Raw genomic sequence first — 18,989 nt, forward strand, 5'->3', positions numbered from 1 at the left:
TATTGCCATGAATCACGACTTTTCTATGCAAAAGAAATCTGTTCCAGACGCTGCCAATCGCTTGTTCGATCTGATCATTGGCTCTTGGGCTTCACAGATCATTTACACCAGTGCGAAGGCTGGAATCGTCGACAAGATCCAGACAGGTTTCAACTCTATGGAAAAACTTGCCAGCATCCTCAGCATCAATAAACCGGAACTCAACCGGCTGCTGAGTGCAGTCGATGCTTTAGGTCTCATCCGCCTGCATGACACGGGTTTGCTCGAACTGACCGAGATGGGCGAACTACTGCGCTCAGATAAGGATGAAACACTGCACCCTTTTGCGTTGCTTTGTGGCCAGGACTGGCACAACAAGACTTGGGAACATTTGTTCGCACGCCTTGGATCAAACAACCCTGCCTTTGATGAAGTCATGGGCGAGCCCGTCTTCGAATACCTTACAAAAAATCCAATTGCAGGTGCCTTGTTCGACAACGCCATGAATGCCCTTTCATCAATATGGGGCCCTTACGTGGCCACAGAACTGGATCTTTCGAAACTACATTCGGTCCTGGATATTGGTGGTGGTAGTGGAATTTTTCTTGCACAAATCCTCACACACCAACCGCATTTAAAAGGTCATTTGCTTGATTTGCCCGACGCCATTGACCGGGCTCGGCAAAGCAAACACTTGAGCCACTTTGCCAGCGCTCAACGCTGTGACTTCATAAAGGGCTCTTTCTTTGACGCAATCCCGGTGAAAGCCGATGCGCATGTCATGAAGTTTATCCTTCATGACTGGGCGGACCACGATGCCCTGACCATTCTTTTGAACAGTCATCGAGCACTCAATCCTGGAGGCCGTCTGTTTATCATTGAACAGGTTTTTTCCGCCTCCAGCCCTCCTCTCGCCAGAATGAGTGACATTGAAATGATGCTTTTTGGCAATGGGAAAGAGCGCACAGCTCAGGAGTTCATCAAGTTACTCGAACGAGCCGCTTTCAAGGTAGAAAGCATCAAAACAACGACAACCCCCTTCTCGATCATTGAGGCCACCGCGCTCTGAGCCAGATACTCGAAATCACAGGTTGAAACATCTGAGTCAACGCCGCCGAAACAACGGCCGCGGCTCGATCACCGAGCGCCCGTACAACACGCTCATCCCCGCGAGCCCCTTGAGCGCATCCTCGGCGGATTTGTCCTCGCGCACGGCAAAGCTGTCGAAACCGCACTGGCGCATGTGGCTGAGCTGGTCGCGCAGCACATCGCCAATGGCACGCAGTTCGCCTTTCCAGCCGAAGCGGCTGCGCAGCAGATAGGCCTGGCTGTAGGCACGGCCGTCACGGAAGCTCGGGAAGTCGAGGGCGATCAGCGGCAGCGAGGTCAGCCATGGCAGCAGGCTTTCGACGCTATCGTCCGGGCCCAGCCAGACTGCGTGGGTCGAGGGCGATTCGAGCCAGTGGGTCAGCGGCAGAATCAGCAGCCCGGAACTGGTCGCTGTTTCAGGTGAACGGATCAGCGTCCACGGATCATCGAGCACGATCCGCGCCCCGCTCGCCTCCATCCGCAGCAGATTGTTCATGCCGACACCTCCAGGGCTTTCGGGTAGACCCGTTCCTTGAACGGTTCCAGCCCGATGCGTGCCACGGTATCGACAAACAGTTCTTCAGCCTCGCGGTAACGGACGAAGGTGCCGATGATCCGCTCGATCACCTGTGGCACCTCGGCGGCGCTGAACGACGGGCCGATGACTTTGCCCAGCGCGCTGTTCTTGCCCTGTGCCCCGCCGAGGGTGATCTGGTACCACTCGCTGCCGTTTTTATCGACACCGAGAATCCCGATGTTGCCGATGTGGTGATGGCCGCAGGCGTTCATGCAGCCGGAGATGTTCAGGCTGATATCGCCCAGATCGTGCAGGTAATCGAGGTTGTCGAAACGCGCCTGAATCGCCTGGGCAATCGGGATCGACTTGGCGTTGGCCAGCGCACAGAAATCACCGCCGGGACAGGCAATGATGTCGGTCAGCAGGCCGACGTTGGCGGCGCCCAGCCCCTGCTCTTTCGCCAGTTGCCACAGCGCATACAGCTCTGATTTGGGCACGTCGGGCAGGACGATGTTCTGCTCGTGGGCGATGCGAATCTCGCCGAAGCCGAAACGCTCGGACCAGTCGGCCACCGCCAGCATCTGCAAGCCGGTGACATCCCCCGGTGCGGCCGCAACGCCCGGTTTGGTCGACAGCACCACGCTGGTGTAGCCCGGAACCTTGTGCGGCTGCACGTTGCGCGCGACCCAGCGGGCGAACGCCGGGTTGTCGGCCAGGTGCGTGCCGAAATCCAGATCGGTGCCGGCCAGGGTGCGGTAGCTCGGCGGCACAAAGGCGTTGGCGACCCGCAGGTATTCATCCTCGGTCAGTTGCGCCGGCCCGTCCTTGATGTGCTGCCATTCCTCTTCGACTTCCTTGGCGAAGGCCTCGATGCCCAGCGCCTTGACCAGAATCTTGATCCGCGCCTTGTACTTGTTGTCCCGCCGGCCATGGCGGTTGTAGACCCGCAGCACCGCCTCGACGTAGGACAGCAAATGCTGCCACGGCAGGCCGTCGCGGATCTGCAAGCCAAGGATCGGCGTGCGCCCCAGACCACCGCCAACGATCACCCGCAGCAGCATCTGCCCGTCGCGACCGGGGTAAAGATAGAGGCCGATGTCGTGCATCATGATCGCCGCACGGTCCTGCTTCGCCGAGCAGATGGCGATCTTGAACTTGCGCGGCAGGAACAGGAATTCCGGGTTGATCGTCGACCATTGCCGCAGGATCTCCGCCAGCGGACGCGGGTCGATCAACTCGTCCGCCGCAACCCCGGCGAAGGCTTCGGTGGTGATGTTGCGCACGCAGTTGCCCGAGGTCTGGATCGCATGCATGTTGACCTGCGCCAGACGTTCGAGAATGTCCGGCACCTCGCTCAGCTCGATCCAGTTGAACTGCATGTTTTGCCGAGTGGTGAAGTGGCCGTAGCCACGGTCGTAGTCACTGGCGATGCTCGCCAGTGTGCGCATTTGTTCGGCGCTCAATGTGCCGTAGGGAATCGCCACCCGCAGCATGTAGGCGTGCTTTTGCATGTACAGGCCGTTCTGCAGGCGCAGCGGCAGAAACTCTTCTTCGCTCAACTCCCCGGCCATGAAGCGCTCGACCTGATCGCGAAACTGCGCAACGCGCTCGAACACCAGCGCCCGGTCGTAATCGTCGTATTGATACATCGGCTACCTCATCAGGAATGCAAAGACTCCTGTGGGAACGGGCGAACCCGAGATAGCGCCAGTTCGCGTCTGGCGCTATCTCGGGTTCGCCCGTTCCCACAGTATTTTGCCTGACTATGGACGAACGGCGCAGTGCACAACAGATTCACCTGAACGCATAAAAACCGTATCAGGGCGCGGCAGATGGCCGCAGGCAGCGCTTCGATCTGATCCGCATAAATGAACAATTCCTGAGCCTGTTTTGTTTCTGGCGGGGTTTCTACAGTGCAGCTCGTGCCAGACCGGGTGGCCTGGCAAGACTTTGCAACCGTGGAAGAATTGACCATGAGCACAGCAACAATCGGACAGGCTTATAACTACAAGGTCGTCCGCCAATTCGTCATCGCGACGGTTTTCTGGGGTGTCGTGGGCATGGCGATGGGGGTATGGATCGCCTCGCAACTGGTATGGCCGGATATGAATCTGGACCTGCCGTGGACCACCTTCGGCCGCTTGCGACCGTTGCACACCAGCCTGGTGATTTTCGGCTTCGCCGGCAGCGCGCAATTCGCCGCCAGCTACTACGCGGTGCAGCGTACCTGCCAGGTGCGGCTGTACTCGGACAAACTCGCTGCCTTCACCTTCTGGGGCTGGCAATCGGTGATCGTGATCATGCTGGTCACCCTGCCGATGGGCTACACCACCACCAAGGAATACGCCGAGATCGAGTTCTCCGGCGCGGTGTGGATGGCAGTGGTCTGGGTCGCGTACGCCATCGTGTTCTTCACCACGGTGGTGCAACGCAAGACCAAGCATATCTACGTCGGTAACTGGTTCTTCGGTGCGTTCATCCTGGTGATCGCCATGCTGCACGTGGTCAATCACCTGTCGATTCCGGTGGACTGGTTCAAGTCCTATCCGGTGTATTCCGGCGCCACCGACGCCATGGTGCAGTGGTGGTACGGGCACAACGCGGTGGGCTTCTTCCTGACCACCGGGTTCCTCGGGATGATGTATTACTTCGTGCCCAAGCAGGTCAATCGGCCGGTGTACTCGTACCGGTTGTCGATCGTGCACTTCTGGGCGTTGATCACCCTGTACATCTGGGCCGGCCCGCACCATTTGCACTACACCGCGCTGCCGGACTGGGCGCAGTCGCTGGGCATGGCGATGTCGCTGATCCTGCTGGCACCGAGCTGGGGCGGGATGATCAACGGGATGATGACGCTGTCCGGCGCCTGGCATCAGTTGCGCACCGACCCGATCCTGCGCTTCCTCGTTCTGTCGCTGGCGTTCTACGGCATGTCGACCTTCGAAGGCCCGATGATGGCAATCAAGACCGTCAACGCTCTCTCCCACTACACCGACTGGACCATCGGCCACGTACACGCCGGCGCCCTCGGCTGGGTGGCGATGATCACCTTCGGCGCGACCTATCACATGGTGCCCAAGGTCTTCGGCCGCGAACGAATGCACAGCACGCCGCTGATCAACCTGCACTTCTGGCTGGCGACCATCGGCACCGTGTTGTACATCGCTTCGATGTGGGTCAACGGGATTACGCAGGGCCTGATGTGGCGGGCAATCAACGAGGACGGCACGCTGACCTACTCGTTCGTCGAGGCGCTGCAGGCCAGCCATCCGGGGTTTGTCGTACGGTTTGCCGGCGGGGTGTTCTTCCTCAGCGGCATGTTGCTGATGGCCTACAACGTGTGGCGCACGGTGCGGGTGGCGGATGTTGCGATTGCCCACCGTGAAGCGCAGATAGCCTGAAGCAGGGAGCCGGTCATGTTCGATATTTTTTTGAATGTGTTGGGCGTGCTGTTTCTGTGGCTGTCGGTGGAGTATTGCTTGCGCCATGAAACGGCTGAAAGCCTGGATGATGCGAGTCTGACGCCGTTTGCGGATGATCCCGAGGTAGCGCGGCGGGTGGAACTGGCCACCGGTAAAACCGTGAAAGCGGTGGCGCCGGAAACGGCGAAGTCGGGCTGGATCAATCTCGACATGTAGCCGCAAATGGCTGCCCACTGTTGATCGTTCCCGCGCCCTGCGTGGGAACGATCTTTCACAGCAATTCAGACTCTGCGCAGACGCGCCATGCTCAGGGTGTCGACCCACTGCCCGTCACGCACGGCGTAATCGCGGAACAGGCCCTCGGTTTCGAAGCCGAACTTGCGATAGAGCCCGATGGCCGCCTCGTTGTCGGCGTACACCGAAAGCTCGACGCGGTGCAGGTTCATCCAGTTGTCGGCGACGTCCAGCGCCGCCGCCAACAGCTTCGAACCGACGCCCTTGCCCTGCCACGCCACCGCAACGGCCATGCCGACACTGCCGGCATGGCTGCGACGAATCCGCGAAAAAGCCTCCAGGCCGAGATGCCCGATCACCGCACCTTGATGCAACGCCACCAGTTTCACCATCCGCTCGTTTTCCGGCATCAGTCGTTGACGCCAGATCTCGGCAGACTGAAACGGCATCTGCAACACCTGCCGGGTCACGGCCGGGTCGTTGTAGAGCGCGGTAACGCCTTCGATGTGGGATTCGCTGAAGCGTTCGAGGTGAATGGCGGGGTTGTGCTCAGGCATGACAGATCCCTCCTGGACCAGTGCGTGGCCGGTCACTGTAAACCGCTTCTTCACGGATTCGCCATGACTGTTTAAAGCCGTTGACCGAAACTTCCGGCAAGCCACAACGCCTTGCGCCATTGCCTACGCATCCGCCAGAATCCGCCGGCTTGTGCGCCTTGAGGACGGCCCCTATCGTTTCCGGGTCGCTGATAAATCAGCGATCGGGTCTCGCAGCCCGCGATCTCTAGACGCACAACACCCTCCATTTTTATGGCGGCTGTACGTGGGAGACCCTCGGGTCTGCCGGTTCTAGAGTCCCGGTCTGCGACCCGCGTATAGCTGCCACCCCTTCGTATCGCAGCGAATCGTGGCGGCTCCATGACTCTGGAGATTCAATCATGATCAAACCAACGCCAAACCCACCCGAAACCGACCCGACCTCGCCCTACGAAACCCTCGATTCAGAGAAATTCCACGAAGCCGCCGAACGCGCCCTCAACCACTACCTCACCCGTTCCACCCCAGAAAGCCGCTGCTCAAACCCAATACCCGCTACCTGATCGCCCCCGGCATCCCGAATGAAGAACTGCTGGCCGACGCCTGCGAAACCCTGACCTCGGCCAAAACCATGGCCAGCGATTTCGCCGGGATGATCGATGCGCCGCAGCGGCATGTGCTGCTGGGCATCGGGCAACTGATCATGCTGGCGGAACTGGCGGTGAATCGGGTGCTGGATAATCTGGACGTGGCGGCTGAACCTCGGCCCTGAGTGATAAAACCGAAACGGCCTCAAGTAGGCCGTTTTCCTGTGTGAGGTGGCTGTTTAGACCACTTCGACTGATGACCGTCCGTCTTAAAACCAGTCTCACCTGTCAGATCTGACAGTAGCCGAAACGGATCGCACAAGGTTTTCATGGCACATCAATCACCCAGGAGTTGCGTGCCATGAACAATCCCGCATCCAGCGGCGGCCCCATCGTCGCCCTGGCACTGACACCGCCCTATATTCCAAGCCAGACCTACCCGATCATTCACCCGGTCGCCCAGGTTGGGCTCTCCCGGCTCAACTATTACGCGGACTCGAAGGGACTGTTGGTGTTGTTTGGGCCTTATCTGGATCAGGAACCCGACGAGACCGGACGGATTTACCTCAATGGCTTGCCTGTGCCGACCCCGGCCCAGACCACCGTGGACAAGACCTCACCGCTTAGGTTTCTCGTGCCGCCGGGGTTGCTATCAAACGGAGTAAACAACCTGAAAGTCAACCTCCAGCGCCAGTCGGGCAATGAGGATTCGTCAGAGTTGTCTGTGCTGCATTCCCTCGTCGCCCCTGCCGGCAATGATCCGGATCCGACCCCTGGCAATTCATTGCTGAACATTGATGTCACCCCGAAGAGTATCGGTCCGGCCGAAGCTGCAGCAGGCGTGAAGCTGACAATGAGTTACCTCGGCATGGCGCTGTATGACCTGCTGACCATCAACTATGGCGGTAAAACCCTCACCCACCAGATCGTGCCAACTGCACAGGATCCCAACCCCGAAACCAAACCAGTGGTCTTGACCTTCAAGACTGCCGATTTCGCCCATGCCCCCAACAACCCACAGTTCATATTCAAGTACAACGTCATCAGTCAGATAGACGACTTTTCCGGCACGTCATCGAACGGAGTATTCAACCCGCAGGAATTCTGGTCGAAAGAACTTGTGGTTGACGTGCACCTTGACCGGGTTGAACGTAACCCGCCGATCATCGTGGAGGCAGAACCGGGCAAGGTGCTTGACGTGACAGCACTGAACGGAAAAGACGCCACGATTCACGGCCTGATTTGGACAGGAATCGCGGTGGGGCAGCAGGTCTGGCTCAAACTGACCGGACAGAAACCCGACAGTTCGGCCGCCACCTTGCAGATCTGGAATGGCGGTGCCAATCAGGTCAATGCGACCTGGGTCAGCCAGGGCTTCTGGCCCAAACCGTTGCCGGCCAGCTTTCTGTCCCAATTGAGGGATGCCTCCAGTTTGCGGATGGAATTCTGGGTGTCGGAGGACAAGAGCAACAACTTTGCGACGGCGACGAAGTTTGCGGATCAGGTGTACACCGTCAAGGCATCGAGTGTCACGATTACTTCGTATACAGACTCGGCAAACACCAGTGTGTCCAACGGAGGCTGGACCTACGAGACGGGGGGCACATTGACCGGTACCGCAGGCAGCAACCAGCAGGTGCAAATCCTGCTCAACGGCACAGTTCGACAAACCGTGACGGCCAACGCCGCCGGAATCTGGAACTACAGCATCTCCGGGCTGGCGGTTTTTTTTCATACATTCATTGCCAGGCCATTGCCCGTCGGCGCTGATTCAACGAAATGGCTACTCGATGTCAGGTTGGAGTGGCAAGATCACTACACCTCACTTGCGGACTCCTATAACGGCTGGATTCCCTACGCAGGAGCTCGTTCCGGATCCATCCGCCCGTTCCTCATGGCCAATCAATGGGTGACCGCGTTTTTCAACTTCACCGACCAAGGAGCACCGACCGGATTCGCCGGAGCGATTTTCTATCATGACTTTCTGTTCATACCAGGCCAATATCACTTCACATTTGAAGGGACTCACGTTGCCGATTCTCCCAACCCGCAGTTGGTCAATCCGATCCTGTGTGCGGATACAGGTATGGTGCAATGGCCCGGCGACCGCCGCGTAGTTCCCAAGAATGGAGTGTGGTATCTGTTTTTGAACGCCTTCACTATCACTCAACGGCAAGTTGCACGGCTGTACGTCAGCAATTTCCAGGACGGCAGTAACGGTAACGATTTCGGTATACGAAATATCAGAGTCGTCCGGCTGGATAGCGGCGGAGGCGTTATGAGTGCGCCCGTGGTCGGGCCAGAAGCACCGATCTATACCGGGCCACTGCCCGATCTTGTATACCCTTGATCCATCAGCAAATTGAAAAAGGGGACGGATTTATTAAATTAAGTCCGTCCTTTTACGCGATTATTCAAACCACTCCTTTCGCTCATTGAACGTGCGTTGAATCAACTCCACCAGCACCTGCACCTCCCCGACACTCTGCGAGTCACTGTTCACCGCCAACCACGCCTGCAACCGCATCGCCTCCTCAAACAACCCCGGCAACGCCACCAACCCGCGATCAAACCGGCTCATGTACATCGGCAGCAACCCGATGCACGCGCTGCAGCGAATCATCTCCAGCATCAATTCATAGGATTGCATCTGCACCACGCCAGCCAGACGTTGCTCGACCAGATTGTTCCAGGGCCGGAAGCTGTCGATCTGCCGATCATGCTGCCATTGCACCAGCATGAAGTCGGCAAGGTCGTCCGGGCTTTCTGGCCGTGCAGTCACGCGGGAGTAGCGCTTGGCAATGTGCGGCTGGTACTCCAGTTGCGCCAGGCGTTGCGGTTCGCTGGTGGCGAAGGTCGGGCCGGGATGCGGGGTGTCGCCGTGGGCGAGCCACAGCACGATGTCGGCGCTGACGGCGCGCAGGGCCAGTTCGCTGTCGAGGGCGATGATCTCGAGGCGCACGCTGGCGTTGCGGCGCAGCAGTGCGATGAGGTCGCGACCGAGGATGTCATGCAGGATCGATTCGGCGACGGCCAGCCTGATCAGGGGTTGCTCGATCACCGGGAGTTTGCGTTCGTGAGCCAGGGCAACCAGTTGCGCCTGTAATTGCTGGCCTTCGCGGGTCAGGGTCAAGGCGCTGCCCTGGAAGCTGAACAGTGCGCATTGCAGTTGCTGTTCGAGTTGCGCCAGTTGCTTGCGCAACAGGGTCGAGCGCACGTTGAGGCTGCGGGCGGCCTGCATGAAGCAGCCGCAACGGGCGCTGACCAGAAAGTATTGCGCGATTTCACCCTCGATCTTCGCAACCTGCGCCAGCCAGGGTTCGGCCTTTTCCTGCGGCCAGCGAAAATCGGGGCTGCCCTGTCGTCCTGCGGGTTCGGTGAATGACATCGATGACTCCCTGTCGATCTTTGTTGTTTGCCTTTGCACACATCTCCCGCGGGAGCTGCGGTGAGTCTGAATTACAGTTTTTCCTCCAGCACCTTGTTGAGTTCTGCCCCGTCAATGCTCAGCGTTGCGGTGTTGAGCATGCCGTCCAGATACGCCTGGGCGATCTGTTCCTGACGTTGTGCCCGCAAGGCCTGGGTCAGTTGGTCACGCAGTTCGTCGAGGGTCGCGGTGCGGGCCGGTTGCTGTTCGGTGAGTTTGATCACGTGAAACCCGGCGCTGCTTTGCACGGGATCGGAAACCGCTCCGACCTTGAGCCGCGCCACGGCGCCACGCACTTCCGGCACCAGTTGCTGCAACGGTTGCAGGCCGGTGTCACCACCGCGTTCAGCAGTGAGCCGATCCTGAGAAAACTCCTTGGCCATCGCTGCAAACTCCGTCGGAGATGCTTGCGCCTTCTTGCTCAGCTCTCCGGCCTGTTTGCGCACGGTTTCAAGATTCTGCGGTTCATTCACCCCGAGGAAAATCTGGCTCACCCGATACAGCGCCGGCGTCTGCCAGTTGGCCTTGCCCGCGTCATAGGCCTGCTGCAACTCGGCGGCGCTCGGGTAATCCGCCGGCACTTTGCTCACCGACTGCAAATAGTCGCGAAACACGATCTGCTCGGTGGCGGCGCGGGTTTGCCGCACCACGTCCGGACGCTGCGCCCAGCCCTGGGCGTCGGCCTGTTCCAACACGGCTTTTTCAGCCAGGCGTGAACGTATCCAGCGCTCCAGCGCCTCACGATTGCCGCGCAGTTGCTCGCGGGTTTGCGGTGGAACAGCCGTCAGCAACGCCTGCAATTCCTCCGGCGTGACCTGCTGATTGCCCAACCGCGCCACCGCCGGCCCGGCATTCGCCGCAATGACCGGCGCCGATTGCTGGGCGGCGACCGGGTCATTGCCCGGCCGCACCACCAGCGCCACGGCCACCACCAACAGCGCCACCGCAGCGGCGCTGATCACCATGGCAGGTTTCGTCACGGCGCGACTTCCTCTTGCTCAACCTTTGGAGCCTGGGCGGCAGCGGAGTTCTGGGTGAAGTCACGCAGGTACACGATGAATTCCTGCAGCAGGCGATCCCACAGTTCCAGATTGCCGCGCAGGTAATCGCTGCTGACGCCAGCGGCCACCACCACGTCCATCTCCATCACCAGAAACTCGCCCTGCAACGACAACCGGGCAAAGCGGCGGGTCGCGTTCCACTGCTCGGCCACACCCGCTGGCAACTCACCCTGTACGCGCAGTGCGCAGCTGAAGGTGAAGTCGACGTAGCTGCCCTGCTCCACCACCGCCGGGTTGCCGAAACGTACGGCGTAGCCGATGCCCTGGCTGGCGCTAAGCAGTTGAACGATGCCGTTTTGTTCGGTCTGGTTGACGCGATAACCGGCGGCCTGCAGCACTTCGGTCAGGGATTGCGGGGATACGTGGGAGATCAATTGAGTCATTACTTCTTCCTTGTCTATGAGTCTTTTAATCAGTGCGCGATCGCGGCTTGCGGCGCATCGAATTGTGTCTTGTACAGGTCATCGCCGAAGCCCTGAGCCAGTTCATCGAACTTGACCCGGGCGCTGCCGGCGAAGGGCTGGCGGATCTTCATCACCTCGGCCACATCGATGTTTTCGTAGGCGGTGAGGATCTGCTTGGCCACGCCGTACATTTGCTGATTCTTGACCGAACATTGCTGCACTTGTGTGTCACGTTCGGCCAATTGCGTTTGAAGCTTAGACCGTTCTGCCTCTTTGGCACGGGCCATGACCAACAGCTCGTCATAGGCCTTCTTGAACTTGCCGGTCTGTTCGTTGCTGGCCGCCACCTGCGCCTGGGCCTGGCTGTGCAGGCTCTGCTGCTGCCCGGCGAGTTGCTCGGCGAGGCCTTTGGCCTTGGCCAGCTCGGCAGTCAATTGCTTGATTTGCGCCTGCGCTTCCTTGGCTTCGTTCTGCGCCGCCAGTTGCGCGGCGCTGGCCTGGGCCTGCTGGCTTTGCAGGGTTTGCAGCTGCAGGGTGGTGCTGCGCAATTGCGTGCGCAGGCGTTCCTCCATGCCTTCGGCGCTGGCCCCGCTGGCGACTATCAAGCCCAGACCCAACACTAAAAATCGCGCGTTCATAACCCTCTCCCGGCGCCTTAGAAGCGCGTGTTGATCTCGAGCTGCAAGACGTCGATGTCGAACGGCGCGCCGTACACCGCCTCGGTGCTCATCCAGCGGCCGGTGGCGTAGACGTTCTTCGCCAGACCGTAGTTGCCCCCGAGGATGTAGCCCTTGGCGTTGGTGCCGCCGAGGTGGAACGACGAGTCGTTGAAGCCGTCCGGCAAGGCATCCGGCTGGATGTACTTGTAGCCGGCGAACAGGTTCCAGTCGCCCTGCTTCTTCAGGTCCAGCGCGTTGCCGAGGGTGAACTGCACCATCCACGCATTGGCGCCGCTTTCGATGTTGCCGCTGCTGTCGAGGTTGTTGACCAGTTGCCCGGCCGAACGCTTGCGCATGTCGCCTTCGTCGTAGCCGAGGTTGTGGATGTAGTTGCCCTGGCTACGCAGTTTGAAGTCGGCAGGCAGGTCGGCGTCCCAGACCAGGTTCAGGTCCAGCAGGTTGAACTCCGACGCCAGGCCGACGAATTGCGGCTGTGGCGTGGTGCTCGGGTTGAGCGGGTTCGGCGTGATATCGCGCAGCAGGAACACGCTGTTGCCCTTCTGCATGAACGCCGCGCGGGTGCCGTCGCTGTCGCAACCCGGCGCGCCGGCCCACGGCTCGCAAGGGCTGGAGCGCTGGCCCTGAATGTCTTCGAAGCGGTAGTAAGCCAGCGCACCTTTCAAGCGGTTGTTGCTGTTGATCGCCCACTTGGCGCCGACCTGCGCGCCGTACAGCCATTTGTTGTCGCTTTCTTCCTTGTCGAAGCCGTTGCTGGTGGTGGTGTCGCTGGTGTAATCCACCGGGAACGCGCCGACGGTGCCGAACACGCCCCAGTCGCGGTTGAGCTTGTGGTCGAAAATCGCTGCCACGCCGTCGAAATTCAGGTCGTTGGAATACAGCATGTCGGTGGACATGAACGGGTTGGCGAAGCGGCCACCGGTCAGGGTCAGTTCATCCGACGGCTTCCAGGTCAGGTAACCCTGATCAAGCCAGATGTCTTTCTTGGCAAAACCGCCGCCGAGGTTCTGGGTGGTCGACACCGGGTTGTTGTCCGAGCCGGTGCCGATGCGGATGCCGGCAGTCCATTCCGGCGAAATTTCCGCCTTCATGCCCAGTCGCGCACGCAGGCGGAACAGATTGGTGCGGTCTTCACGGGTGTTGAGCAACGGCGGCAGCGCGGTGCTGCTGTTGGGGTTCACGTCGTACGGACCGTTGTTGTTGAGCTTGGCGAAGTCGACGATTTCGTTGCTGTTGCTGCCCGAGTAGTAGCGCGATTCGTCACGCAGACGGATGTCGCCGTCGAAGCTGATGCGCGACGCCCAGTCCGGGAAGGTGTTGGGCGCGGCCCAGTTTTCCTGCTTGGCGGTGGCCATGACTTCAGCCTTGACCTGATCACGGATCTGGTCGCGCACCGCGGCCGGCACGTATTGCACCCGCACATCACCTGGCGCCGCGACCGGCCCGGCAGCCACAGCGGTGGATGCCGCAGCCTGTTTGGCCTGGGCCGCTTCGTTCTGGGCCTGGGCGATCAAGGCGTCAGCCTTGTCCTGTTTCAGAATGCCCTGCTCGACCAGCAAGCGGATCAGATTGATCGTGGCGTTCTCCGAGGGCGCAGGCGCTGCCGCGGCCTGACCGACCAGGGTCGCGATGACCATGCCGACCGCCAGGGACAATCGATTCACGTTGGAAATCATCTGCACACAACTCCTTTTCATACAGCTTTATGAATTCGGTTAACCCGGACGCCGCCCTTGCAGGGACATGCGCACAGGCAAGGTGATGGAGGCCGGTGGCCGTTCGCTCAGATGGGGCGCGTTACGCAACGCGGCCAGCACCTGCGTATCGATCTCGGGGTTGCCGCTGGACTTGACCAGTTCGACCCGGGTGATCTCGCCGACACCGCTCAGCCAGACATCGGCCTGCAGCGAGAACGCGAGGTTGCGCAGGTCCGGGTTCTCGCGCAGCAGCTTCTGGAAGGTGAACGCTAGGAACTGGCTGTAGGTGCCGTTGCCCACACGTCCACCACCGGCGCCGGCCATACCGCCGCCCTTGCCCGCGCCGATGTTGAAGGCGTCGTTGCCGCTCTGGGCGTCGCCGTCCATTTGCATCGGGTTGGCCAGGTCGTCCGCCGGCGATGGCGGCGCTTCTTCCTCGGGTTTCACTTCCTGTGGCTCGGGCGTCGGCTCCGGCTCGACGACTTTTTCTTCCACCGGGGTTTCCGGCTCCGGCGGTTTTTCCGGCGGCGGAGGTGGCGGTGGCGGCAACGGAATGATCGTCGGCACCTTCGGCGCCTCCCGGCGGATGCCGCTCATGTCGTTGGCCCACTGCCACAGGAACCACGCGGCGAGCGCACCGAGGATCAACCCGGCGCCCCACTTCACGTAGCGCACTGGCGACTTCTTCACCGGCAGCGGTTCGATTGGCATCTGTGCAGTCATGACTCAGCCCTGCGTCGGTTTGCCGGTGACGAGACCGACCTGGGACAGTTCAAGCCGGCGCAGCAGATCCAGCACTTCGATGACCTTCTGGTATTGCACCGTGGCGTCGCCGCGCACGATCACCGGGAAGTCCGGGTTCTGTGCCTTCTCGATGCGCAGGCGTTCTTCCAGCTCCGGCAGGGTCACCGGGTAGGCGTCGAGGAACACCTGGCCGCCGTCGTTGACCGAAATCGCCTTGGTCTTGGCCTCGGACAGCGACACCGCGGCGCTGGCCTTGGGCAGGTTGATCTGGATCCCGGAGACCTGCGCGGTGGCGGTGAGGATGAACATCACCAGCACCACCATCAGCACGTCCACCAGTGGAGTGATGTTGATGCTGTCTACCGCAGCATCTTCGTCATCGTCGTGGGAGGCATTTACGGACGCCATGTCAGTGCTCCTCAGGCCGGTACGGAGTGGTTGGCGTGATGACCGCGCTGATGCGCCGCTTCACTGGACTGGCCTTCGCCGTGCATCTCCGCCAGACGGGTGATGAACTCGTCGACGAACACGCGCATGTCGGCGCTGACTTCCTTGTTGCGGGTGATCAGGCGGTTGTAGCCAAACAGCGCCGGGATCGCGACGAACAGGCCCATGGCCGTGGCGAGCAAGGCTGCAGCCATACCCGGCGCAATGGCGTTGATGTTGACGTCACCGGCCATGGCGGTGCCGAGGAACACCACCATGATCCCCAGCACGGTGCCGAGCAGGCCGATGTACGGGCCGCCGGCGATGGCGTTGGACAGGGTCGAAAGTTTCGAGCTGAGTTGCTGGTTTTCACGGGTGCGCACGCCGTCCATCGAGCAGCGGATGGCTTCGATGGTGGCGGCGGAAACGGACGAGGTATCGGCGCCCTGCTCACGGCGGGTGCGGATCTCTTTCACTGCCACTTGATACAGGCGCCACAGCGGCGAGTGCTGCAGACGCTGGGCGAGTTGCGTGTCGTCGGCGAACATCTCCAGGCGGGTGCCGACCTTGGCGAACTGCACGCGGAAGTCTTCGTTGGCGGCGGTCACGCGACTGAGGGTGCGGTTCTTGCGCAGCATGATGATCCACGACTGGAACATCATCAGCACCAGCACCGCGATGATCACCCAGGCGTCTATCGGCACCGCGTTGAGCAGGAAACCGAGGCTGCCGAAACCGAAGCCGGACTGTTCTTCATCGACGCCATAACCCACGAGTTTCGACTCGGCGCCCTGGGAAGTGGCGTCGGCCAGCAACAGCGGCGCCGGGCGGGCGACTTTCGACAGGCGCAGTTCATCGATGGCGCCTATGAATGGCTGGAAAGGACCTTCGTGCAGATCGGCGCCGATGGCCATGACCGAGTTGAACGCCGGCATCGCTTGAGCCAGCGCTGCGCTTTCGCGACCGTTGATGTACAGCGTTACTTTCGAACCTTCAGCGGTCAGTGCGACGTGCTGCCATTGACCCGGATTCAGCGGTTGAGTGGCCACCGCACGCTGGCCGTCGATCTCCACGAACGGCACACCTTGGTTCACACCGACCAGCAGGCTGTTGGTGCCTTCGCGGCGGGCCAGGATCAGTTGCTCGCCGTTGGCCTGATCCAGTCGCAGCCAGGCACTGAAGGTGAAGGCGCTGCCGGCGTTGTGCTGCAGCGACGGACTGGCCGGCAGCAGCAACGGCTGACCGCTGAACTGCAAGGCCCGCCCTACTACGCCGTCAATCGCGGCACCGGTCGCGCTCTGCGCGGTGTTGCCGTAGGCGGTGGTGTCTTTCGCCGGGGTGCCGGTGGCGCCGTCGAAGTGGTAGAGCGCGGTGTAATTCGGATCGAACGTCAGTTGGCCGTTGCCGGTCGCCGGCGCTTTCTGGTTGCCGTAGTACATCCAGATGTCCTGGCGCTGGCCACCCTCGACATTCGGCACATCGACCCAGATCAGCGCCATACCCATCAGCGCGTCGAAGCTTTCGATCTGGTGGTTAAGCACGGTCTTGTCGTCGGCTGCGACAAAGCGCAGGTCCGAGCCGTCCTCTTTCACGCCGTCAAAGGTGAAATTGCCGGTGTGCAGGCGCACCAGCAGCGCGGTGCGGCCGAGGGCCTGATTGATCCCGGCGCCTTGCGGCGTGGTGTCGACGGCGATCTGTTTGCGGTAATGCCAGTCGTCCTGCCACCAGGCCTGAGCCGTGGCCGGGAGCACGAAGCCCAGGCAGATCAACAACGAAAGGAATAGGCGCTGCATGGAAAGTGCTCCTTGTTAGAAAGTGGCCTGTAGGTTGAAGTGCAGGCGCGATTCCTGTTTCGAGGTGTTCGGCCCTTCGAGTAGCGGGTAGCCCCAGTCGACGCTGCCGGACAGCCATTTGCTCAGGCTGGCGCGGGTGCCGAGGCCGACACTGGCCAGGGCGTAACTGGCGTCCTGGTCCGGCAGTTCGTCGCGCAGGTACAGTTGCGCGCCTTCGGCGAAGGCGTAGAAGCGCCAGTCCTGCATCCAGGTGCCGGCGTACTTGGCCAGCGACGGTGTGCGGACCTCCTGACTGAGCAACACGCCGTCATCGCCGGTGCGTTCGGCGGCCAGATAACCGCGTACCGAAGTCGCGCCGCCGGCAGAGAATTGTTCGTTGGAAACCAGTGGCCCCGATGCCAGTTGGAACGCGGCTTTGCTCGCGCTCTGCCAGTCGTTGTCGAAGGTCCAGGTGAAACTGGTATCGCCCTTGAGCACGGCGAAACTCGGCTTGGCGCGGTAGCGCTTGTAGTCGAATTCTTCGTCGGAGCTGCCGTAGCCGAAAATGCTGCGGGTGGCCGCAACGAGGCTCAGGCCGAGGCCGAGCTGGCTTTTTTCGGTGTAGCGATAGCCGTTGTAGGCGAAGGTGAACGGCGCGTACTTCAGCGGCACCTTGTCGCTCTCGTCGGACAGGGTCAGGCGTTCGTCGAAGTCCTTGAAGTCGATGCCGGCCGACAGCGAGTTTGACCAACTGCCACTGGAAGGGATGGTGTAGATCGCCGACACACCGTAGGAATGGCCCTTGCCGAGCACATTGCTGCCGCCGATGGTGGCGACGTTGCTGTCGGACTGGTAACCGGAGAACTGCACACTCCAGCGGTCGGTCAGCGGCGCGGTGTACGAGCCCGACCAGACCTTGGCGTTGTCGGTGTCCTGCGGCGCGGTGAAGTAGGTCAGGTTGATGCTGTGGCCGAGCTGCCAGAGGTTGTTGTAGCCGAGGCTGGTGACGGCACGCAGCTTTTCGGTGTCGGCGCTGTAGTCGTTGTTCAGACCCACGCTGGCGGTCCACGGGTTCTGGTCTTCGACCTGCAGATCGACGTCCATGGTGCCGGGGCGCTGACCTTCGCGCACCAGCGGCATCACCTGCCGGCCCGGGGTCTTGTTGAGTTGCGCCAGTTCGCCCTGGACCTTGGCGAAGTCCGGCACCTCGCCTTCCTTCAGCGCCGGGACGTTGTCGCGGATGTCCAGCGGCGAATAGTGTTTGGCGCCGACCACCCGCACCCGGCCGACCTTGGTTTCGCTGACTTGCAGGTAGACGATGCCGTCGGCCACCGCTTGCTCCGGCAGTTCGACGAACACCGATTGATAGCCGCGTTCCTGATAGACCTTCTGCAAGGCGTCCCGCGCGCCTTCGATGTCGCTCAGGGCTTTTTGCGGGCCGAGGAACGGATACACCGCTTCTTCGATGGCCCGGGCATCGAGCACGGTGTTGCCGCGCACGAAGTATTCGTTGACGTCCACCAGACGCTGCGCACCTGCGTTTGCGGCCTCCTCGGCGAACGCCGGCTGCACGCCGGCCGTCACCAGCAGCCAGCCCCACAGCGCCAGCCGTGACGTGAAAATCTGCTCCACACTACCCCCTGAAATTCGCGATGACCTGTTGGCGTCTCGGCGCCCTGTGTATTGCGTCGGTTGCTGGCCGCCGTCAGTTGCTGACGTGCGGGGCGCAGGCGTGCTTGCCGAGCCAGGTGTGCAGCAGCGCGAAGTTCAAGGAGAACTCGGGCATTTGCAGCAAGGCACCGCAGAACACTTCGCCAATGATTTTCTGAATGAGCAGCACCGCACGGGGCTCGTTGAGCAGCGTGGCGATGTCGCGACTGAGGACGTTGTAGCTCCAGACTTTCTGGTTCAGGCCCAGGCCGACGAACCAGCGGAACAGCAGGTTGTAATTGAGTTGTTCGAACAACTGCTGCTCGCTCGGCACCGAATACAACAGTTGCAGGAGCAGGATGTGCATGACCGTTTGCGCCGGAATCAGCATGCCGGGCTGGGCGTTGAGCTCGTGCAGGAGATCGGCGTGGGCGTCGAACAGGTCGTCGATCTGCGGGCGCAAAAGCACCAGCGAATGACCCGGCGGAATGTAGCTGGAGACCTCTTTCAAGGCGCCCTGCCAGTCATCCTGCGACACGATCCAGACCCACGGCGCGCCGTAGCGATACACCGAAACCGGCTTCTTGCGCGCGGCTTCGACGATCTTCGACAGGCGTTGATCGAGTTCCTGCATGCCCACTTTCGAGTAGCGTTCCATAGTCCCCATTGCCTCACTCCCGGCGTCCCGCCTCGGCTTGTGAAAAGCGCCCAAAGGGCCCCTCAAGCGCGTTACATAGGCATGACCGGACTGGCGATGTGCTACCGAA

At 60.9% G+C, this 18,989-nt stretch carries 17 protein-coding genes and 1 pseudogene; 5 read left to right on the forward strand and 13 right to left on the reverse strand.

The window, feature by feature from the left end; all coding sequences use genetic code 11:
• The first annotated feature begins 7 nt into the window (after positions 1 to 7).
• Positions 8 to 1,048 carry a methyltransferase gene (locus tag ACKLNA_RS06340; protein ID WP_408985272.1) on the forward strand — a complete coding sequence of 347 codons (1,041 nt, stop codon included), beginning with the start codon at positions 8 to 10 and terminating at the stop codon, positions 1,046 to 1,048.
• A gap of 36 nt (positions 1,049 to 1,084) precedes the next feature.
• Here ACKLNA_RS06340 and ACKLNA_RS06345 read toward each other — a convergent pair whose 3' ends face one another.
• Positions 1,085 to 1,564 carry a DUF934 domain-containing protein gene (locus ACKLNA_RS06345; protein WP_408985273.1) on the reverse strand — a complete coding sequence of 160 codons (480 nt, stop codon included), beginning with the start codon at positions 1,562 to 1,564 and terminating at the stop codon, positions 1,085 to 1,087.
• On the reverse strand, positions 1,561 to 3,234 hold the full coding sequence (locus ACKLNA_RS06350; RefSeq protein WP_408985274.1) for a nitrite/sulfite reductase: 1,674 nt from the start codon (positions 3,232 to 3,234) through the stop codon (positions 1,561 to 1,563). Before ACKLNA_RS06350 ends, ACKLNA_RS06345 begins: the two co-directional genes overlap by 4 nt.
• 324 nt (positions 3,235 to 3,558) lie before the next feature.
• Here ACKLNA_RS06350 and ccoN point away from each other — a divergent pair, with 324 nt between their 5' ends.
• Complete coding sequence (gene ccoN, locus ACKLNA_RS06355) at positions 3,559 to 4,986, forward strand: cytochrome-c oxidase, cbb3-type subunit I (protein ID WP_207986088.1); 1,428 nt, start codon at positions 3,559 to 3,561, stop codon at positions 4,984 to 4,986.
• A 15-nt stretch (positions 4,987 to 5,001) separates the two neighbouring features.
• A complete protein-coding gene (locus ACKLNA_RS06360) occupies positions 5,002 to 5,223 on the forward strand; it encodes a cbb3-type cytochrome c oxidase subunit 3 (RefSeq protein WP_408985275.1) in 222 nt (73 codons plus the stop codon).
• 65 nt (positions 5,224 to 5,288) lie between these two features.
• On the opposite strand, the gene ACKLNA_RS06365 is transcribed toward ACKLNA_RS06360, so the two are convergent.
• A complete protein-coding gene (locus tag ACKLNA_RS06365; RefSeq protein ID WP_408985276.1) occupies positions 5,289 to 5,798 on the reverse strand; it encodes a GNAT family N-acetyltransferase in 510 nt (169 codons plus the stop codon).
• Positions 5,799 to 6,178: 380 nt separating this feature from the next.
• Between ACKLNA_RS06365 and ACKLNA_RS06370 the strand changes: the two are divergent.
• Together ACKLNA_RS06370 and ACKLNA_RS06375 are read left to right on the forward strand one after the other, a co-directional pair.
• A pseudogene (locus tag ACKLNA_RS06370) lies at positions 6,179 to 6,549 on the forward strand (DUF6124 family protein).
• A gap of 176 nt (positions 6,550 to 6,725) precedes the next feature.
• Positions 6,726 to 8,714 (forward strand): hypothetical protein, encoded by a 1,989-nt coding sequence (locus ACKLNA_RS06375; RefSeq protein WP_408985277.1) that lies wholly within the window; start codon positions 6,726 to 6,728, stop codon positions 8,712 to 8,714.
• A gap of 60 nt (positions 8,715 to 8,774) precedes the next feature.
• Here the strand turns inward: ACKLNA_RS06375 and ACKLNA_RS06380 are convergent, their stop codons facing one another.
• The 10 genes from ACKLNA_RS06380 to ACKLNA_RS06425 all read right to left on the reverse strand — a co-directional run bounded on the left by ACKLNA_RS06380 (position 8,775) and on the right by ACKLNA_RS06425 (position 18,889).
• Positions 8,775 to 9,752: a LysR family transcriptional regulator gene (locus tag ACKLNA_RS06380; protein ID WP_408985278.1), complete on the reverse strand. Its 978-nt coding sequence runs from the start codon at positions 9,750 to 9,752 to the stop codon at positions 8,775 to 8,777.
• 71 nt (positions 9,753 to 9,823) lie between these two features.
• The gene (locus ACKLNA_RS06385; protein ID WP_408985554.1) at positions 9,824 to 10,756 is read right to left on the reverse strand and encodes a peptidylprolyl isomerase; all 933 of its coding nucleotides are present in this window, start codon (positions 10,754 to 10,756) and stop codon (positions 9,824 to 9,826) included.
• 11 nt (positions 10,757 to 10,767) lie between these two features.
• Entirely contained in the window at positions 10,768 to 11,235 is a 468-nt protein-coding gene (locus ACKLNA_RS06390; RefSeq protein WP_408985279.1) for a YbjN domain-containing protein, read from the reverse strand.
• Between the two features lie 29 nt (positions 11,236 to 11,264).
• Entirely contained in the window at positions 11,265 to 11,894 is a 630-nt protein-coding gene (locus tag ACKLNA_RS06395; RefSeq protein WP_408985280.1) for a DNA repair protein, read from the reverse strand.
• Positions 11,895 to 11,911: 17 nt separating this feature from the next.
• Complete coding sequence (locus ACKLNA_RS06400; RefSeq protein WP_408985281.1) at positions 11,912 to 13,609, reverse strand: putative porin; 1,698 nt, start codon at positions 13,607 to 13,609, stop codon at positions 11,912 to 11,914.
• A 39-nt stretch (positions 13,610 to 13,648) separates the two neighbouring features.
• Complete coding sequence (locus ACKLNA_RS06405; RefSeq protein ID WP_114882635.1) at positions 13,649 to 14,353, reverse strand: energy transducer TonB; 705 nt, start codon at positions 14,351 to 14,353, stop codon at positions 13,649 to 13,651.
• A gap of 3 nt (positions 14,354 to 14,356) precedes the next feature.
• Positions 14,357 to 14,782, reverse strand: a complete 426-nt coding sequence (locus tag ACKLNA_RS06410) for a biopolymer transporter ExbD (RefSeq protein ID WP_007955109.1) — start codon at positions 14,780 to 14,782, stop codon at positions 14,357 to 14,359.
• An 11-nt stretch (positions 14,783 to 14,793) separates the two neighbouring features.
• On the reverse strand, positions 14,794 to 16,593 hold the full coding sequence (locus tag ACKLNA_RS06415; protein ID WP_408985282.1) for a DUF2341 domain-containing protein: 1,800 nt from the start codon (positions 16,591 to 16,593) through the stop codon (positions 14,794 to 14,796).
• Positions 16,594 to 16,608: 15 nt separating this feature from the next.
• Positions 16,609 to 18,204 (reverse strand): ShlB/FhaC/HecB family hemolysin secretion/activation protein, encoded by a 1,596-nt coding sequence (locus tag ACKLNA_RS06420; protein ID WP_408985283.1) that lies wholly within the window; start codon positions 18,202 to 18,204, stop codon positions 16,609 to 16,611.
• Between the two features lie 73 nt (positions 18,205 to 18,277).
• Entirely contained in the window at positions 18,278 to 18,889 is a 612-nt protein-coding gene (locus ACKLNA_RS06425; protein WP_114882629.1) for a transposase, read from the reverse strand.
• Positions 18,890 to 18,989: the final 100 nt, after the last annotated feature.

This window comes from Pseudomonas sp. UV AK001 (genome assembly GCF_046097675.1).
Taxonomy (GTDB): domain Bacteria; phylum Pseudomonadota; class Gammaproteobacteria; order Pseudomonadales; family Pseudomonadaceae; genus Aquipseudomonas; species Aquipseudomonas kribbensis.

What these genes read in the sequence shown, in the direction of transcription:
- ACKLNA_RS06425 (WP_114882629.1), bottom strand. Translation starts at nt 18,889, where the DNA reads ATGGGGACTATGGAACGCTACTCGAAAGTGGGCATGCAGGAACTCGAT.
- ACKLNA_RS06400 (WP_408985281.1), bottom strand. Translation starts at nt 13,609, where the DNA reads ATGATTTCCAACGTGAATCGATTGTCCCTGGCGGTCGGCATGGTCATC.
- ACKLNA_RS06365 (WP_408985276.1), bottom strand. Translation starts at nt 5,798, where the DNA reads ATGCCTGAGCACAACCCCGCCATTCACCTCGAACGCTTCAGCGAATCC.
- ACKLNA_RS06380 (WP_408985278.1), bottom strand. Translation starts at nt 9,752, where the DNA reads ATGTCATTCACCGAACCCGCAGGACGACAGGGCAGCCCCGATTTTCGC.
- ccoN (WP_207986088.1), top strand. Translation starts at nt 3,559, where the DNA reads ATGAGCACAGCAACAATCGGACAGGCTTATAACTACAAGGTCGTCCGC.
- ACKLNA_RS06385 (WP_408985554.1), bottom strand. Translation starts at nt 10,756, where the DNA reads ATGGTGATCAGCGCCGCTGCGGTGGCGCTGTTGGTGGTGGCCGTGGCG.
- ACKLNA_RS06415 (WP_408985282.1), bottom strand. Translation starts at nt 16,593, where the DNA reads ATGCAGCGCCTATTCCTTTCGTTGTTGATCTGCCTGGGCTTCGTGCTC.
- ACKLNA_RS06410 (WP_007955109.1), bottom strand. Translation starts at nt 14,782, where the DNA reads ATGGCGTCCGTAAATGCCTCCCACGACGATGACGAAGATGCTGCGGTA.
- ACKLNA_RS06390 (WP_408985279.1), bottom strand. Translation starts at nt 11,235, where the DNA reads ATGACTCAATTGATCTCCCACGTATCCCCGCAATCCCTGACCGAAGTG.
- ACKLNA_RS06405 (WP_114882635.1), bottom strand. Translation starts at nt 14,353, where the DNA reads ATGACTGCACAGATGCCAATCGAACCGCTGCCGGTGAAGAAGTCGCCA.
- ACKLNA_RS06345 (WP_408985273.1), bottom strand. Translation starts at nt 1,564, where the DNA reads ATGAACAATCTGCTGCGGATGGAGGCGAGCGGGGCGCGGATCGTGCTC.
- ACKLNA_RS06360 (WP_408985275.1), top strand. Translation starts at nt 5,002, where the DNA reads ATGTTCGATATTTTTTTGAATGTGTTGGGCGTGCTGTTTCTGTGGCTG.
- ACKLNA_RS06395 (WP_408985280.1), bottom strand. Translation starts at nt 11,894, where the DNA reads ATGAACGCGCGATTTTTAGTGTTGGGTCTGGGCTTGATAGTCGCCAGC.
- ACKLNA_RS06350 (WP_408985274.1), bottom strand. Translation starts at nt 3,234, where the DNA reads ATGTATCAATACGACGATTACGACCGGGCGCTGGTGTTCGAGCGCGTT.
- ACKLNA_RS06375 (WP_408985277.1), top strand. Translation starts at nt 6,726, where the DNA reads ATGAACAATCCCGCATCCAGCGGCGGCCCCATCGTCGCCCTGGCACTG.
- ACKLNA_RS06340 (WP_408985272.1), top strand. Translation starts at nt 8, where the DNA reads ATGAATCACGACTTTTCTATGCAAAAGAAATCTGTTCCAGACGCTGCC.